Source organism: Cellulosimicrobium sp. JZ28, assembly GCF_015327065.1.
GTDB classification, from domain to species: domain Bacteria; phylum Actinomycetota; class Actinomycetes; order Actinomycetales; family Cellulomonadaceae; genus Cellulosimicrobium; species Cellulosimicrobium funkei.
This window is the reverse complement of sequence record NZ_CP017660.1, coordinates 1993813-2009761: the sequence shown is the minus strand read 5'-3', so window position 1 is coordinate 2009761 and position 15949 is coordinate 1993813. Positions and strand designations below refer to the sequence as shown.

Below are 15949 nucleotides of genomic sequence, written 5' to 3'. Positions count from 1 at the left end.
CTACGCCGCGCGCGCGTCCGCGGCCCGGCGGGTCCAGCGCATCACGACGTACAGCACCGCGCCGACGGCGAGCAGGATGCCCGCGCGCAGCCACGTCACGGCGTCCTGCTGCGTCAGGAGCAGGACGCACGACGCCACGCCCAGCACCGGCACGACCGTCGCGACGCGGAAGTGCGGCGCGTCGACCGGGTCGCGGCGCAGTACGAGGACCGCGACGTTCGTCGAGGCGAACACGAGCAGCAGGAGCAGCACGACGGTCTCGGCGAGGCCCGCGACGTCGCCCGTGAACACGAGCCCCATCGCGACCACGGTCGTCACGACGATCGCGACCCACGGCGTGCGGCGCCGGGGGAGCACGCGCCCGAGCGTGGCCGGGAGCAGGCCCTGCTCGGCCATGCCGTACGCGAGCCGGCTCGCCATGATCATCGTGAGCAGCGCCCCGTTCGCGACGGCGATCAGCGCCACGAGGGAGAACACCCAGGCGGGCACCGACCCCTCCGCGTCGACGACCTCGAGCAGGGGCCCGGTCGACCCGGCGAGCGTCTCGGGGTCGACGACCGCGACCGCGGCGACGCCCACCGCGACGTACACGACGCCCGCGGTGACGAGCGCGCCGAACAGCGCGCGCGGGTAGGTGCGGCGCACGTCGCGGACCTCCTCGGCGAGGTTCGCCGACGTCTCGAACCCGACGAACGAGTAGTACGCGAGGATGGCGGCCGCGAGGACGGCGAGCGCCGGCGTCGTGCCCTCCGCGAACTGCGTGACGCGGCCCGGCGACCCCTCGCCGCGCCCCAGCACGACGGCGGCCAGCACGACGACGAGCACGAGCCCGGACAGCTCGATCGCGGTCATCGCGACGTTGGCGCGCAGCGACTCCTTGATGCCGCGCGCGTTGAGCGCCGCCACGACGGCGAGGAACAGCACGGCCACGAGTCGGTCGGGAGCGTCGACGAACGTCGCGAAGTAGTCGCCGGCGAAGGCCAGGGAGAGACCCGCGGCGCTCGTCACGCCCGCCGCGAGCATGGAGAACCCGACGAGGAACGACACGAGCGGGCTGCGGAACGCACGGTCCGCGAACACGGCCGCGCCGCCGGCCTGCGGGTACTTGGTCACGAGCTCGGCGTACGACCCGGCGGTCAGCAGGGCGAGGCCGAGGGCGACGAGGAGCGGCAGCCAGACGGCGCCGCCCACCTCGCCGGCCATCTCGCCGACGAGCGCGTAGACGCCCGCGCCGAGCACGTCGCCGAGGATGAAGAGGTACAGGAGCCGTCCCCCGACCGAGCGGGACAGCTTCGTGTCCGGGTCGGTGGCCTGCTGCTGGGGTGCGGTCGGTGCGCTCATCGCGTCACCGTGCCACGACCCCGGATCGCTCGCGCCCGGTGCCGGACCGTGCTCCCGCCACGTGCGCCCGTCCCGTGCGCCCGGACGAACCCGCGCGGGCACGGCGTGCGAGCCGCCGTGCGAGCCGCCAGGAGGCGTGTGAGCGTGGGAGCCCCGGGTCCAGCCACGAGCCCGTCCGCACGAGCGCGACCGGCGGGACGGAACGTCCCCGCGTGCCTGCGTCGCGCTCCGTCGCGAGGAGACGAGCATGAGCGACACCCCGGAGACCTCGAGCGCGGCCCGCACCGTGCGCCGCGCCGTCGTGCTGGGCGGTGCCGGGTTCGTGGGCAGCCACGTGTGCGAGGCGCTGGTGGGACAGGGCGTCGAGGTCGTGTGCGTCGACGACCTGTCGACCGGGCGGGTCCGCAACCTCGACGCGCTGCGCGACGAGCCGCGGTTCCGCTTCGTCGAGGGAGACGTCAGCGCCGGGATCGACGTGCCCGACCCCGAGCGGGTCGACCTCGTGCTGCACCTCGCGTCGCCCGCCTCGCCCGTGGACTACCTCCGGCTCCCGCTCGAGACCCTGCTCGTGGGCTCGGCGGGGACGCGCCACGGCCTCGAGCTGGCCGAGCGTGCCGGGGCGCGGTTCGTGCTCGCCTCGACGTCCGAGGTGTACGGCGACCCGGAGGTGCACCCGCAGCGCGAGGACTACTGGGGCCACGTGAACCCCGTCGGGCCGCGCAGCGTCTACGACGAGTCCAAGCGGTTCGCGGAGGCGACCACCGCCGCGTACCGCCGCAGCCGCGGCGTGGACACGGGGATCGTGCGGATCTTCAACACGTACGGGCCGCGGATGCGCGGGCACGACGGCCGCATGGTCCCGACGTTCGTGCGGCAGGCGCTCGCGGGCGAGCCGCTGACCGTCGCGGGCGACGGGTCGCAGACCCGGTCCGTGTGCTTCGTGGACGACCTCGTCGAGGGCATCCTCGCGTTCGCGCGCACCGACCACCCGGGCCCGGTGAACCTCGGCGACCCGACGGAGCTCACGGTGGAGCGCGTCGCGCGGGACGTGCTCGCGGCGACGGGGAGCGACGCCGGGATCGTGCACGTCGACCTGCCCGAGGACGACCCGCGCCGCCGTCGGCCGGACACGAGCCTCGCGGAGCGCACGCTCGGCTGGCGGGCCCGCACGCCGTGGGCCGAGGGCCTCGCCCGGACGGTCGAGTGGTTCCGCGCCGACGGCGGCGGCGAGACGCCCGTCGCGGTCGGTGCGGCGCACGGCGGCGCCGCCGACGAGGCGGGTGAGCCGGCATGAGGGTCTCCGTGCACGGCTGCGGCTACCTCGGGGCGGTCCACGCGGCGGCCCTCGCGCGCCTGGGGCACGAGGTCGTCGGCATCGACGTCGACCCGGCCCGCGTCGCGGCGCTCGCGGAGGGCCGCGCCCCGTTCTTCGAGCCGGGTCTCGCCGCGCTCCTCGCCGACCCGGGCGGAGCGGGCTCGCTCACGTTCTCGACCGACGTCGCGCACGCGGGCGTCGCCGACGTCCACTTCCTGTGCGTCGGCACGCCGCAGTCGGCGGGCAGCGGCGTCGCGGACCTGCAGCAGCTCGAGGCCGCGCTCGCGGCGCTGCGCCCCCACCTGCGCCCGGGGGCGGTGGTGGTCGGCAAGTCGACCGTCCCCGTCGGTACGGCGGCCCGGCTCGCGACGGACCTGCCCGACGGCGTCCGGCTCGCCTGGAACCCCGAGTTCCTGCGCGAGGGGCACGCGGTCGCGGACACGCTGCACCCGGACCGGCTCGTCTACGGCGTGCCCGACGACGGCGACGCGCTGGTCGAGCGCCTCGACGCCGTCTACGCGCGGCTGCTCGACGACGGCGTGCCCCGCCTCGTGACCGACCTCGCGACCGCGGAGCTCGCGAAGGTGGCCGCCAACGCGTTCCTCGCGACGAAGATCTCGTTCGCCAACGCGGTCGCGGAGGTGTGCGAGGCCGCGGGCGGCGACGCGGTCGCGCTCGTCGGCACCATGGCGCTCGACCGCCGGATCGGTGGCGAGTACCTGGGCGTGGGACTGGGGTTCGGCGGCGGGTGCCTGCCCAAGGACATCCGCGCGTTCGCGGCCCGGGCGCGCGAGCTCGGCGTCGGCCCGGCGGTGTCGTTCCTCGACGAGGTCGACGCCATCAACGACCGCTGCCGGGAGCGCGCCGTCGTGCTCGCGCGCACCGCGTGCGGCGGCTCCCTCGCGGGGCGACGCGTGGCGGTGCTCGGCGCCGCGTTCAAGCCGGACAGCGACGACGTGCGCAGCTCGCCCGCCCTCGCGCTGGCCCGGGCGCTCGCCGCGGAGGGGGCCGACGTCGTCGTCACCGACCCGCAGGCCCTCGCGCTCGCGCAGGCGGCCGCCCCCGAGCTCGGGTACGCCACGGACGTGCGCGAGGCGGCGACCGGCGCCGACGTCGTGGTCCTCGCGACCGAGTGGGACGAGTACCGCGACCTCGACCCCGACACCCTGGCCGACGTGGTGCGGTCGCCGCGCCTCGTGGACGCGCGCAACGCCGTCGACGGCGCGCGGTGGCGTGCTGCCGGGTGGGACGTGCGCTCGCTCGGGGTCGCCGCGCCGCGCGCGGCCCGGCCTCAGTCGAGCAGCCCCACGGCGTAGCCCACGAAGAACAGGGCCGTCACGACGGCGACCACGCCGACGACCCCGATCCAGACCCACGGCACGGCCCGGTGCGGGCCGTGCTCCTCGTGGCCCTGCGGCGCGCTCACCTGGTCCTCCGCGGGCGGGGTCTCGCCGGGCTGCACGTCGCCGCTCGCCGAGAAGTCGGCCGCGGACGAGCGGTGCGAGGCGTCCAGCGGGTCGGGATCGGGGGAGGCGGGTCCGGTCATGGTGCGGTCCTTCCGTCGGTGCGGTGGTGCTTGGTCGCTGCGGGTACGGTCGTCAGGGGCGGCGCGTCACGGGCGGCGCCAGTCGTCCGAGGTGAGGTGCGAGCCGGCCATCGGCCCCATGCGGAGCATGCCGCCGTCGACCGGCCAGGAGGCCCCGGTGACGTACGTCGCGGCCGGGCCGCACAGGAACGCGACGACGGCGGCGACCTCGCGCGCGTCCCCGGGCCGCCCGAGGGGGACGCCCGGGCGCGCCGTCGGGTGCGGGTCCTCGTCCTCCTGGCCGGTCATCGCCGTCGCGATCTCGCCGGGGGCGACGGCGTTCACCGTGATGCCGTGCTCCGCGAGCTCGAGCGCGGCGACCTGGGTCAGCAGCCCGAGCCCGCCCTTCGCCGCGCAGTACGGGGCGGCCCCGACGCGCGGCGCGTGCTCGTGCACGCTGGTCACGTTGACCACGCGGCCCCCGCGCCCGCCCGCGACCATGTGCCGCGCCGCGGCCTGGGTGAGCACGAACGGGCCGTCGAGGTCCGTCGTCAGCACCTCGCGCCACGTCCCGAGGTCGAGGTCGAGGAACGGCGTCGCGGTGCCCGTCCCGGCGACGTTGACGAGCGCGTCGACCCGCCCGAGCTCGGCCGCCAGGGCGTCCACGGCGGGGGCCAGCGCGTCGAGGTCGGTGACGTCGACGCGGCGCGTCACGGCCGTCGCGCCGCGCTCGTGGACCTGGCGCGCGGTCTCCTGCGCCTCCTCCTCGTCGGCGTACCAGCACAGGCCGAGGTCGAAGCCGTCGGCCGCCAGCGCGACGGCGGTGGCGCGTCCGATGCCGGACTCCGAGCCCGTGACGAGGGCGACGGGGCGCTCGTGCGCTCCCTCGCCCGTGGAGGTCGCGGACCGGGCGGTGCGGGGGTCGAGATCGGGAGAGGTCATGACTCGACCCTCCGGACCTCGTCGCCCGCACGCATCTCGGCAGGGTCCTGCGGCCCCGCGAGGAGCGACCGCGCGGCCGCGACGACCTCGGCGACGGTGATGCGGCCGAGCGCCGGGTCGAGGTCGGCGGCGTGCGGGTCACCCCGGTAGCCGCCCGCCGCGTCGTCGGGCGCGTGCGCCGGCCCCTGCTCCGTGTCGCCGTGCCAGAGCACCGCGTGCCGCTCCGGGTCCACGGCGGGGCCCCACGTGGCGGGCGGCGTCGGGCCGAACAGCACCACCGACGGGGTGCCGTACGCGGTCGCCAGGTGGGCCACGCCCGTGTCCCCGCAGACGACGAGCCGGGCCGTCGCGACCACGTCGGCGAGCGCGGGCAGGTCGAGCGTCCCGGCCGTGTCGGTCACGCTGCCGGTCCCGTCCGGCGCCCCCGCGGGGCCGCCGAGGGCGGCGTGCGCGTCGGCCACGACCCGCGCGCACAGGTCGCTCTCGTCGGGGCCGCCCGTGACGACGACGTCGTGACCGGCGGCCGCGAGGTCGCGCGCGACCGCGGCGAAGCGGTCCGCGGGCCAGCGGCGCGCGCCGGACGCCGCGCCGGGGTGCACGACGACGTGGCGCCCGCGCGACCCCGGCGGGTCGAGCCGCAGGTCCTCGCGCGAGCACGCGCCGCCCGCCGCGGTGACGAGCCGGCACCAGCGGTCGACCTCGTGCTCGTCCGGGTCCCAGTCCGGCCCGTCGACCCCCGCGTCGCCCGACGCGAACGCGACGACCCGCTCCGGGGCGGTGTCGAGCAGCACCCGGTGGCTCTCGGGACCGCTGCCGTGCAGGTTCACCGCCACGTGCCCGGGGTCAGCACCGGTGAGCGTCCGCGCCTCCTGCGCCCAGACGAGCGGCTCGAGGCCGCGCGTTGGCACGACGCCGTCGACGAGGCCGAGGTCGCGCAGCCAGCCGCCGACCTCCGCTGGCGCGGCGAGGAGCACGCGCCGGCCGGGCCACGCGCGCCGCACGCCCCGCAGCGCGGGCACGGCCGTCAGCGCGTCCCCGAGCCCGAGCGCGCGCAGCACGAGGACGGTCCCCTCGTCCTGCCCCGCGAGCCCCGGCAGGTCGGGCGCCAGCTCCGTCGCGCCCGCCGTCACGGCCACGACGTCTCGCCGGACGCCATGACGAGCATCTCGCGGATCTCGCAGCCCGCCGGCTGGCGCAGCGCCGTCACGACGGCGGCCGCGGTCGCGCGCGGGTCGTTGAGGTCGGCGTCCGGCCCGGGCTTGTACTGCTCGGTGCGGCCGTCGAAGAACGCGGTGCGCATCCCGCCGGGCACGAGGCACGTGACGCCGACGCGGCCCGCGAGCTCCGCGGCGAGCGCCTGGGAGAACCCGCGCACGGCGAACTTCGACGCGCAGTAGGCGGTCGCGTCCGAGACGCCCTTGAGGCCGAGCGTCGACGCCACCGTGACGACCGTGCCGCGGCGCTCCTCGAGGAACGGCAGCGCGGCGCGCACGACGGCGACCGTGCCGAAGAGGTTGACACGCACGACGCGCTCCCACGTCTCGACGTCGATCTCGTCGAGGCGCCCGCACGCGTCGGTGCCGGCGGCCGTGACGACGGCGTCGGGCGGCCCGACCTCGAGCGCGAGCCGCTCGACCGCGGCGGCCGCGGCGGCGGAGTCGGACAGGTCGACGACCGCGTGCGGCACGCCGTCGGCGGGCGCGACCCGGTCCAGGACGACCGGCTTGCCGCCCGCCGCCGTCACCGCCTCGACGAGCGCGGCCCCCAGGCCGCTCGCGCCCCCGGTGACGTAGACGGTGCCGAGCTCGCGGGGTACGGGGACGTCGGTCCGCTGGGCGGACGTGGTGGTGGTCATGCGGTGGTCTCCTCCGTCAGGGTGGGGACCCCGGGCGCGAACCGCCCGGAGCGTTCGAGGATCGAGGTCGTGGAGCGGCCGTCGACGTAGGGCAGGACGACGACCCGGCCGCCGTGGCGCCGGACCGTCTCCGCCTCGGGGAGCGTCTCCTCCGTGTAGTCGCCGCCCTTCGCCCAGACGTCGGGGCGCAGCCGGTCGAGCGCGGCGCGCGGGTCGTCCTCGTCGAACACGACGACGGCGGCCACGCAGTCGAGCGCGGCGAGGACCCGGGCCCGGTCGGCCTGCCCGACGACGGGGCGCTGCGGCCCCTTGAGCCGCCGCACGGACGCGTCGCCGTTGAGCAGGACGACGAGGTGGTCGCCCAGGCGCGCGGCCGCCTCGAGCGTCGCGACGTGCCCGGCGTGCAGGATGTCGAAGCAGCCGCCCGTGGCGACGACGGTGCCGCCCGCGGCACGCAGCCGGGCGGCCACGGCCTCGGGCCCGTCGGGGTCCGACGGCGGGGCGTCCTGCGCCGTGCCGGAGGGCGCCGGGTCGCCGGACGCGGGGTCCGGCACGTGCTCCCGGGCCGCGCCCGGCGTGCGGTCGGCGGGGGAGTCGGCGCGGCGCCGGTAGCCCTCCGCGCCGCCCGCCGCGACCCAGGCCGAGGCCGAGGCGACGGCGGCGACGACCGCCGGGACGAGCCCCTCGCCCCGGGCGAGCGCGACCGCGGCCGTCGAGGCGAAGCGGTCGCCCGCGCCGCACGGGTCGCCGTGCGCCACGGTCGCGGGCACGTACGCCGGCTCGCCGTCCGCGCGCGCGACGAACGCCCCGCGGTCGCCCGCCGTGACGCACACCGCCCCCACGTCCCACGCGGCCGCGAGCGACCGCGCGAGGCCCCCGGGGTCGTCGGGCGTCGCGTCCAGGCCGAGCGCCTCCGCGGCGTCGAGCGCCTCCGCGAGGTTGGGCGTCACGAGCGCGGTCCCGGGGACCGGGGCGCCGCCGCGCGGGTGCGGGTCCCACACGAGCGTCCCGGTGCGGGCCGCGTGCGCGAGCGCGTCGCGGACCGGCCCGGCGTGGGTCGTCCCCGCGCCGTAGTCGGACACGAGCACGACGTCCGCGCCCGCGAGCGCCGCCCGCGCCGCGCGCTCCGACAGGTCGCCGGGCCGGGCGGGGCCGCCGTCGTCGACGCGCACGACGGTCTGGCCGCCGGAGCGCACGCGGGTCTTGCGCCGCGTCGTGCCGACCTGCGGCAGCGCGACGACGTCGAGGTGCGGGCGCAGCAGGGCCCGCAGCTCGGAGCCCGCGTCGTCGTCCCCGAACGGCGCGACGAGGCGCACGCTCGCGCCGTCGGCCGCGAGGAGCGCGGTGAGCCCCGCGCCGCCCGGGCTGCGCCGGACGCCGAGCGTGTCGACGACGGGCACGGGGCCGTCGGGGGAGAAGCGGGTGACCTGGCCGTCGACGTCGCGGTCGAGGAGCACGTCCCCGACGACGACGACCTGCGGTCCGGTCGCCGCCGCGGAGGCCGGTGCGGGCGCCGAGGCCGGTCGGTCGTCGGCCGACCCGGCGCCCGGGAGACCGGCCGCGGCGCGCGCCTCGCGGTGGCGCACGTGCGCGTCGAGCGCGGCGCACAGCGCGTGCACGACGACGAGGTGCAGCTCCTGGACGGACGAGGTCGACGCGCCGCGCAGGGCGAGCACGTCGTCGCACGCGGCCGCGAGCGCGCAGTCCCGCGGGCCCGTGAGCGCCCACGTGGTGAGGCCGAGCTCGCGGGCCCGGCGGGCCGCGGCGACGACGTTCTCGCTCTCGCCGGAGGTCGACAGGAGCACGAGCACGTCGCCGGGGCGACCGTGCGCCGCGACCTGGCGCGCGTACATCTCGGCGATGCCGTAGTCGTTGACGATCGCCGTGAGGCTCGACGTCTCCGCGTGCAGGCTGATCGCGGACAGCGGGGTGCGCTCGCCGTCGAAGCGGCCCACGAGCTCGGCGGTGAGGTGCTGCGCCTCGGCGGCGCTGCCCCCGTTGCCCGCGACGAGCAGCCGCCCGCCCGCGAGCACCGTGTCGGCGAGCCGCGCGCCCCACGCGTCGATCCGGCCCGCCTCGGCGGTGAGCAGGTCCAGGCCGTCGTGCAGGTCGTCGGCGTGCGCGCGCAGCCAGCGGCGCGCGGCGTCGTGCGGGCCGTCGCCGGGCCCGGCACCGGGCGTGTCGCCGTAGGGCGTCCGGGGCGCGGTCACGGTGCGCTCACCGCCCGCAGCGCGGTGCGCCCGGCCGCCACCGGCCGGGCTCGGCCGCGCTCGGCCCGGCGGGCCGTGGTGACGCGCTCGTACGACTCGGCGGTGCGCTCGGCGACCGTGACCCAGCCGTACAGGTGCTCGGCGCGCAGCCGCGCGGCCGAGCCGAGGCGTTCCGCGAACGCCGGGTCGTCGGCGAGCCGGCGCAGCGCGACGGCGAGCGCCCCGGGGTCGCGCGGCGGGACGAGCAGGCCCGTGCGCCCGTCGACGACCGAGTCGAGCAGCCCGCCCACGGCCGCGCCCACGACGGGACGCCCGCACGCGGCGGCCTCGAGCGGGACGATCCCGAAGGGCTCGTACCAGGGGTCGCACACGACGGCGTCGGCGGCGTGCATGAGGTCGCGCACGTCGTCCTGCGTCACGCTGCCCACGAACCGCACGCGGTCCGCGACGCCGGAGGCGACCGCGACGGCGCGCAGCCGCAGGACCTCCGGGTCCTCGTCGAGCGCGCCCGGCGCGGGGCCGCCCGCGACGACGAGCTCCGCGCCCGGCAGCTCGGCGAGCGCCTCGATGACGGTGTCGACGCCCTTGCGCTCGACGAGCCGGCCCACCGAGAGCAGGCGCAGGCGGCCGGGCTCGCGGTGCAGGTGCTCGGTGCGGTCCGGGTCGGGCAGGAAGCGGCCGAGGTCCACGCCGCACGGCACGACGTCGATGCGGTCGGGGTCGGCGCCGAGCGCGACGAGCTCGGCGACCTCGTCGGCGCACGTCGCGACGATCCGGTCGACCGCGCGGCACAGCAGGCGCTCACGGGCCACGCGCTCGGCGGGGCTCGTGTCGTGCGCGCCCTGGTGGCGGCGCTTGACGGAGCCGAGCGCGTGGAAGGTCTGCACGAGCGGGACCCCGAGCGGGGGCGCGGACAGCAGGCCCGCGATCCCGGACATCCAGAAGTGGGCGTGCACGACGTCGGGCCGGGGCCCGGGCTCGATCCACCGCCGCAGGAGGTCGGCGCCGAACGCGTCCATGTGGGGCAGGAGGTCGTCCTTGGGCACGGGCACCGGCGGACCGGCGTCCACGTGCACGACCTCGACGCCGCGCGCGAGCGGGACGCGCTCCGGGAGGGACGCGTCGTCGCGGCGCGTGAACACCTCCACGCGGTGGCCCTGCGCGCCGAGCCGCGTGGCGAGCGACGCGACGTGCACGTTCTGCCCTCCGGCGTCGACGCCGCCGAGGGCGGCGAGGGGGCTGGCGTGCTCCGAGATCATCGCGATCTTCATGAGGTCACCTCCGTCAGGACCGTGTCCCAGCGCCGCAGGAACGCGGCGTGGGAGTAGTGCTCGAGCACGTGGGCGCGGGCCGCCCGGCCGTGCTCGCGGGCGTCGTCGGGGTCGGCGAGCCAGCGCCGCGCGGTCGCGGCGAGCTCGTCGGGACGGGCGCTGAGGAGCCCCGCGGCCGGGGGCACCGCGACGGGCGCCTCGGTGGTCGGCAGCGCGAGGACGGGCATCCCGAGGGCCATCGCCTCGAGCAGGGAGAGCCCGAGGCTCGTCCAGCGGTAGGGGTGCAGGTAGGCGCGCGACGTCGCGAGCCGCGCGTGCATCGCGGCCTGGGGGACGTCGTCGTGCAGGCCGTGCGGCAGGTCGTGCGGCAGGTCGTGCGGCAGATCGTGCGGCGCGCCGCCGGGCGCGGCGAGATGCTCGGCGAGCTTGCCGACGCCCATGCCGTAGACGTCGAGCGGCACGTGCCGCCCCAGCCCGACGAGCACGTCGGTCCCGGCGACGCGCCAGCGCCGCACGGGCTCGTTGACGACGGCCCCGACGCTCGCCCGCTCCCCGGTGTACAGCGGGCCGGGGTCGGGGATGCCGTGGTCGACGACGAGCGTGCGCGCGTCACCCGTGTCCCACATGAGCGCGTTGAACGCCGTGACGTGCACGATCGGCACGAGGCCCTCCTTGACGACGTCGAGGTCGGCGAGCGGGTGCCGGGTCGCGGCCGCGTGGCCGGTCGGGGCGTTGTGCTCGACGTAGACGGCCGGGACGTCGCGGCCGGGCACGAGCCCGGTCCAGCGCCGCAGCAGCTCGACCTCCTCGGGGCGCTGGAGCACCACGACGTCGATCGCACGGTCCGCCGCGAGGTCGGCGAGCTCGTCCGGCGCGACCTCGCGCGCCCCGGGCGGCCAGTCCCAGGTGCGCGCGCGGCCGCGGCCGTCGGGTCCACGGTCGGGGACGACCGGGACCAGGTACTCGTGGCCGCCGGCGACGAACGACGTCGCCCACGACCCGTGCACGTGCCACACGAGGATCCTCATCGGGTCACCCCCACGGTCCGGAGCGGTGTCGCGCGGGGCGCGGGCGTCCCCACGACGTGTGGGACGACGAGCCGGTCGACGGCCGCGACGAGGTCGTCCGGGTCGACGCCGAGGCACGGGTGGCCGGGCACCGGGCACACCCGGGCGCGCGTGCCGCGGCACGCGGCCTCCTGGTCGCCGAGCAGGACGGTCGGCACGCCCCACGGCGCCCAGCGCTCCGCGGGGACGACGGGGGCGAAGAGGGACACGACGGGCGTGCCCACCGCGGCGGCCAGGTGCGCGGGCCCCGTGTTGCCGACGACGACGCACCGGGCGCCCGCGAGCACCGCGGCCAGGCCCGTGAGGTCCGTGCGCCCCGACAGGTCCCGCGCGCGCCCGGCGGCGACGTGCGCCGCGAGGTCGGTCTCGCCGGGGCCGCCCGTGACGACCACCTCGTGGCCCGCGCGCACCAGCGCCGCGACGAGGTCGCGCGCGTGGTCGGGCGCCGGGGCCCGGGCGGGGACGGACGCGCCGGGGTGCACGACGACGTAGGGCCCCGCGGGCACGAGCGACGACACGTCGGGCAGCGGCCCGCGCACGCGCAGCCGGTCGCCGTCGGGCGGCGCGCCGAACCCTGCGGCGCGGGCGAGGTCGAGCGCGGCCTCGACCTCGTGCAGGCCGTCCGCGCGGGTGTGCCGCACGTCGAGGAGCGAGCCCGGGTAGTCCTCGCTCACGGCGGCGACGCGCCCGACGCCCGCGACCTTGAGCACCATCGCCGCGGGCAGCGGGCTCTGGTGGAACGAGGTGAAGACGACCGCGGCGGCGTAGCGCCTCTCGGCGAGGGTCGCGACGAGGTCGAGCACGCTCGCGCGGTCGACGGGCGGGGGTCGGTAGCCGGACCAGGGGGCGTCGAAGACGAGCACGTCGCGCACGTCCGGCAGGAGCTCTGCCGCCGCGCGCCCGGCCGGGGCCGCCAGGACGTCCACGCGGCCGCCGTCGCGCGCGGCCGCGTGCGCCATCGCCCGGACCGCGGGGCCCGTGAGCAGGACGTCGCCGTCGCTGTCGAGGCGCACGGCGAGCACGTCGGCGCTCATGCCGCACGCTCCTCGTCCGGCGCCGCCGCGGACGCGCCGGGAACCGACGCGTCGGGGGAGTGCTCCCGGGGCGAGCCGGGCAGGCGGTCGTCGAGCGCGCGGACCGCCGCGGCGAGGTCCGGCACGACGCACGGGGCGGCGGCGACCTCCTCGGCGCGCGTGACGGGCGTCGGCACGAGGACCGGGGTCGCGCCCGCGGCGAGCGCGGCGGCCACGTCGGCGCCGATGTCGCCCACGACGGCGCACCGCCACGGCTCGACGCCGAGGTCGGCCGCCGCGGCGAGCACGAGGCCGGGACCGGGCTTGCGGCACGCGCACGCGTCGTCCGGCGCGTGCGGGCACACCTGCCACGTGTCGAACGGGCCGAGCAGCTCCTCGACGCGCGCGTTCACGGCGTCGACCTGCGCGCGTGTGAGGAGCCCGCGCCCGACGCCGGACTGGTTGGACACCACGCCGAGCCGGACCCCGCGGGCGCGCAGGTCGTCGAGCACGGCGCGGGCGCCCTCGACGGGACGCACCGCCGCCGGGTCGCCGTTGTACGGGACGTCGTGCACGAGCGTGCCGTCGCGGTCGAGGAGCACGGCCGCGAGCGGCGGCGGCCACGGCTCGAGCCCGCGCCGGGCGGCGAGCGTGCCCGCGACGCGGTGCCGCACCGCGGCGAACGGGATGGCGGCGCTCGTCCACGCCATGCGCCGCAGCTCGGGCCCGAACGCGTCGTCGCCCGGTCGCGGCCCCGGCGCGAGGCGGCGCCCGAGGAACTGCGCGGTGAGGGCCGCCCACCCGAGCACGCCGAGCGCCGCGACGCGCGGGCGCCGCGCGACGAGCCCGCCGACGCCGACCGCGGCGGCCGCGACGGTCGCGACGTGCCACGCGAGGCGGCCGCGGCCGGTCTCGGCACGCTCGCGCCACCCCGTCCCGTGGAGGGCGCGGAACGTCGCGTCGTCGCGGGTCCCGGCCTGGACGCGCAGGCTCACGGCGTCGTCCGCGGGGCGCACGGGGTGCGTCGTCGTGCGCGTGCCGCGCACGAGCTCCCAGCCCGCCTCGCGCACCCGCAGCGCGAGGTCGGCGTCCTCGCGGTAGGCGCGGGGGAAGCGCTCGTCGAACCCGCCGACCTGCTCGAGCGCGGCGCGCCGGTACGCCATGTCGGCGGTCGCCCAGGCCGCGCGCTCGAGCCCGGCGGTCCCGCGCTCCCAGTCCGTCGGACGGCGGTGCGCGGGCAGCGGCACGTGCAGGCGGCCCTGCACGCCGCCGGTGCGGGGCGTCGCCGCCGCGAGGTCGTGCGCGAGGAGGCGCGCCCACCCGGCGGGGAGCTCGACGTCGTCGTCGAGGAGCACGACCCACGGCGCGGTCGTCGAGCGCCACCCGGCGTTGCGCGCGGCGGCCGGCCCCCGGCCCCCGGTGCGCACGACGCGCGCGCCGAGCGCACGGCCGGCGTCCCCGAGGTCGAGCGGGTCGGGCACCGGGTCGGCTGCGCCGGGCCGCGGCAGCCGGCGGTCGTCCGCGACGACGACCTCGGCCGGCCCGGGGGAGCCCGGGCCGTCGGCCTGGGCGACGAGGGTCTCCAGGAGCCGGTCGAGCGACGGGCGGCCGATCGAGGGCACGACGACGGCGTACGGCGCCGGGGGAGCGGGACGGCCCGCAGGCGCGCTCACGCCGTCGCCCCGGACGGAGCGGCGAACACGTCGGGCCGGCGCACCAGGTGCGGGCCGAGCACGAGCGCGTCCACGGGGGCGGACCCGAAGAGCTCGAGCGCGTCGCGCGGGTCGTCGACCATGGGGCGCCCCGCGGTGTTGAGGCTCGTGTTGACGACGACCGGCAGCCCGGTCAGCTCCTTGAACGCCCGGATCGTCGCCTGCAGGCGCGGGGTCGAGTCGTCGACGGTCTGGATGCGCGCGGTGCCGTCCACGTGCACGACGGCCGCGATCCGGTCGCGCCACGCGGGCGCCACCTCGTGCACGAAGAGCATGTACGGGCTCGGGACCGGGCCGCCGGAGAAGATCTCCGCGGCGTCCTCGAGCAGGACCATGGGCGCGACGGGCCGGAACTGCTCGCGGCCCTTCACGTCGTTCAGGCGCTCCAGGTTCTCCACCGGTCCCGGGTGCGCGAGCAGGGAGCGGTGCCCCAGCGCGCGCGGTCCGAGCTCGGCGCGGCCGTCGAACCACGCCACGACGCCGTTGTCGGCGAGGATGCGTCCGACCTCGGCGGGCAGGTCGTCGGGCGTCGTGAACGGCACCTGCGCGGTGCGCAGCCACCGGGCGAGCGCCTCGTCGCCCCACGCCCGGCCGAGCGCCGCCGAGCCCATCGGCTCGACGGTGTCGCCCGCCTCCGCGGCGAGCTGGAGGGCGGCGCCCAGCGCCGTGCCGGAGTCGCCCGCCGCGGGCTGGACCCAGACCTCCTCGAACGGCGACTCGCGCCAGACCCGCGAGTTCGCGACGCAGTTCAGCGCCGTGCCGCCCGCCATGGTCAGCACGCGGTCGCCCGTCTGCCCGTGGAGCCACGTCGCGAGGTCGACGAGCACCTCCTCGAGCCGCGCCTGCACCGACGCCGCGAGGTCGGCGTGCTCGGCCCGGCCGCCGTGCGCGGTGCCCCACGTGCCGTCGTCCGTGCGGCGCGGCGCCCAGCGCTCCCAGTCGGGAACCTCGGCGACGAAGCCGCCGTCGCCGGCCGCGTAGAGCACCTCGCGCAGGTCGTCGAGGAAGCGCGGCTCGCCGTACGACGCGAGCGCCATGACCTTGTACTCGTCGCTCGACCGCAGGAAGCCCAGGTGCTCGGTGAGCGACTCGTAGACCAGCCCGAGCGAGTGCGGCAGCTCCTGGCTCGCGAGCACCTCGAGGCGGCCGTGGTCGTACCGGCCCGCGAGGTGCGACGAGCGCTCCCCGCGGCCGTCGAGCGACAGGACGCTCGCGACCGGGAACGGCGACGCCAGCGCGGCCGACGCCGCGTGCGCGACCTCGTGCGGCACGAACCGCACCGTCGAGGGGGACAGGCCCGGCAGCGCGGTGGCGAGGAACTGCGGCGCGCGCTCGGCGTACTGCACGCGCAGCCAGTCCCACGGGTCCGGCAGGCCCATCTCCTCGGCGGGCTTGGCCAGCGCCGGGTCGAACGAGTACGCGACGGCGTCCAGGTCCTGGGGACGCAGCCCGCCCTCCTCGAGGCACCAGGCCATCGCCTTCTCGGGGAGCTCCCACGCCGCGAACGGCAGCGGTCGCTTGCCGTGCTTGCGCCGCGAGAAGCGTTCCTCCTCCGCGGCGGCGACCACCCGGCCGTCGACGACGAGGGCGGCGGACGGGTCGTGGAACAGGGCGTTGACTCCGAGGACGCGCATGGGCTGCGAGCCTTCCTCGTTCGGGTCAGGCTCGTGGTGCGCCTCGAGAAACCGGGGGCACTGG

General features: G+C 78.2%; 13 protein-coding genes. 2 read left to right on the top strand and 11 right to left on the bottom strand.

All coding sequences use genetic code 11. The features are described 5' to 3' along the window. Entirely contained in the window at positions 1-1341 is a 1341-nt protein-coding gene (locus BJP59_RS09235; protein ID WP_194522792.1) for an APC family permease, read from the bottom strand. Between the two features lie 247 nt (positions 1342-1588). On the opposite strand from BJP59_RS09235, the gene BJP59_RS09230 reads away from it, so the two are divergent. Then, on the top strand, positions 1589-2635 hold the full coding sequence (locus BJP59_RS09230; RefSeq protein ID WP_144723418.1) for an NAD-dependent epimerase/dehydratase family protein: 1047 nt from the start codon (positions 1589-1591) through the stop codon (positions 2633-2635). Beyond that, positions 2632-3972 carry a UDP-glucose dehydrogenase family protein gene (locus tag BJP59_RS09225; RefSeq protein ID WP_194522791.1) on the top strand — a complete coding sequence of 447 codons (1341 nt, stop codon included), beginning with the start codon at positions 2632-2634 and terminating at the stop codon, positions 3970-3972. The genes BJP59_RS09230 and BJP59_RS09225 overlap by 4 nt, the downstream gene beginning before the upstream one ends. Here the strand turns inward: BJP59_RS09225 and BJP59_RS09220 are convergent. The 10 genes from BJP59_RS09220 to BJP59_RS09175 form a co-directional block, all read right to left on the bottom strand. After that, positions 3948-4202, bottom strand: coding sequence for a DUF6480 family protein (locus tag BJP59_RS09220; RefSeq protein ID WP_043654002.1), 255 nt, complete (start codon positions 4200-4202; stop codon positions 3948-3950). The genes BJP59_RS09225 and BJP59_RS09220 overlap by 25 nt on opposite strands. A 66-nt stretch (positions 4203-4268) precedes the next feature. Beyond that, positions 4269-5123 carry an SDR family oxidoreductase gene (locus BJP59_RS09215; protein WP_194522790.1) on the bottom strand — a complete coding sequence of 285 codons (855 nt, stop codon included), beginning with the start codon at positions 5121-5123 and terminating at the stop codon, positions 4269-4271. Continuing rightward, positions 5120-6259: a glycosyltransferase family 9 protein gene (locus BJP59_RS09210; protein WP_336244621.1), complete on the bottom strand. Its 1140-nt coding sequence runs from the start codon at positions 6257-6259 to the stop codon at positions 5120-5122. The genes BJP59_RS09215 and BJP59_RS09210 overlap by 4 nt, the downstream gene beginning before the upstream one ends. Next, positions 6250-6978 carry an SDR family oxidoreductase gene (locus tag BJP59_RS09205; RefSeq protein WP_194522789.1) on the bottom strand — a complete coding sequence of 243 codons (729 nt, stop codon included), beginning with the start codon at positions 6976-6978 and terminating at the stop codon, positions 6250-6252. Before BJP59_RS09205 ends, BJP59_RS09210 begins: the two co-directional genes overlap by 10 nt. Beyond that, positions 6975-9188 carry a PfkB family carbohydrate kinase gene (locus tag BJP59_RS09200; protein WP_194522788.1) on the bottom strand — a complete coding sequence of 738 codons (2214 nt, stop codon included), beginning with the start codon at positions 9186-9188 and terminating at the stop codon, positions 6975-6977. Before BJP59_RS09200 ends, BJP59_RS09205 begins: the two co-directional genes overlap by 4 nt. Beyond that, positions 9185-10459, bottom strand: a complete 1275-nt coding sequence (locus BJP59_RS09195) for a glycosyltransferase (protein ID WP_194522787.1) — start codon at positions 10457-10459, stop codon at positions 9185-9187. The genes BJP59_RS09200 and BJP59_RS09195 overlap by 4 nt, the downstream gene beginning before the upstream one ends. Continuing rightward, on the bottom strand, positions 10456-11487 hold the full coding sequence (locus tag BJP59_RS09190; RefSeq protein WP_194522786.1) for a glycosyltransferase: 1032 nt from the start codon (positions 11485-11487) through the stop codon (positions 10456-10458). Before BJP59_RS09190 ends, BJP59_RS09195 begins: the two co-directional genes overlap by 4 nt. Then, the gene (locus BJP59_RS09185; protein WP_194522785.1) at positions 11484-12560 is read right to left on the bottom strand and encodes a glycosyltransferase family 9 protein; all 1077 of its coding nucleotides are present in this window, start codon (positions 12558-12560) and stop codon (positions 11484-11486) included. Before BJP59_RS09185 ends, BJP59_RS09190 begins: the two co-directional genes overlap by 4 nt. Continuing rightward, positions 12557-14212: an HAD-IIIA family hydrolase gene (locus tag BJP59_RS20300; RefSeq protein ID WP_194522784.1), complete on the bottom strand. Its 1656-nt coding sequence runs from the start codon at positions 14210-14212 to the stop codon at positions 12557-12559. Before BJP59_RS20300 ends, BJP59_RS09185 begins: the two co-directional genes overlap by 4 nt. Next, on the bottom strand, positions 14209-15885 hold the full coding sequence (locus BJP59_RS09175; protein ID WP_194522783.1) for a carbamoyltransferase family protein: 1677 nt from the start codon (positions 15883-15885) through the stop codon (positions 14209-14211). The genes BJP59_RS20300 and BJP59_RS09175 overlap by 4 nt, the downstream gene beginning before the upstream one ends. Positions 15886-15949: the final 64 nt, after the last annotated feature.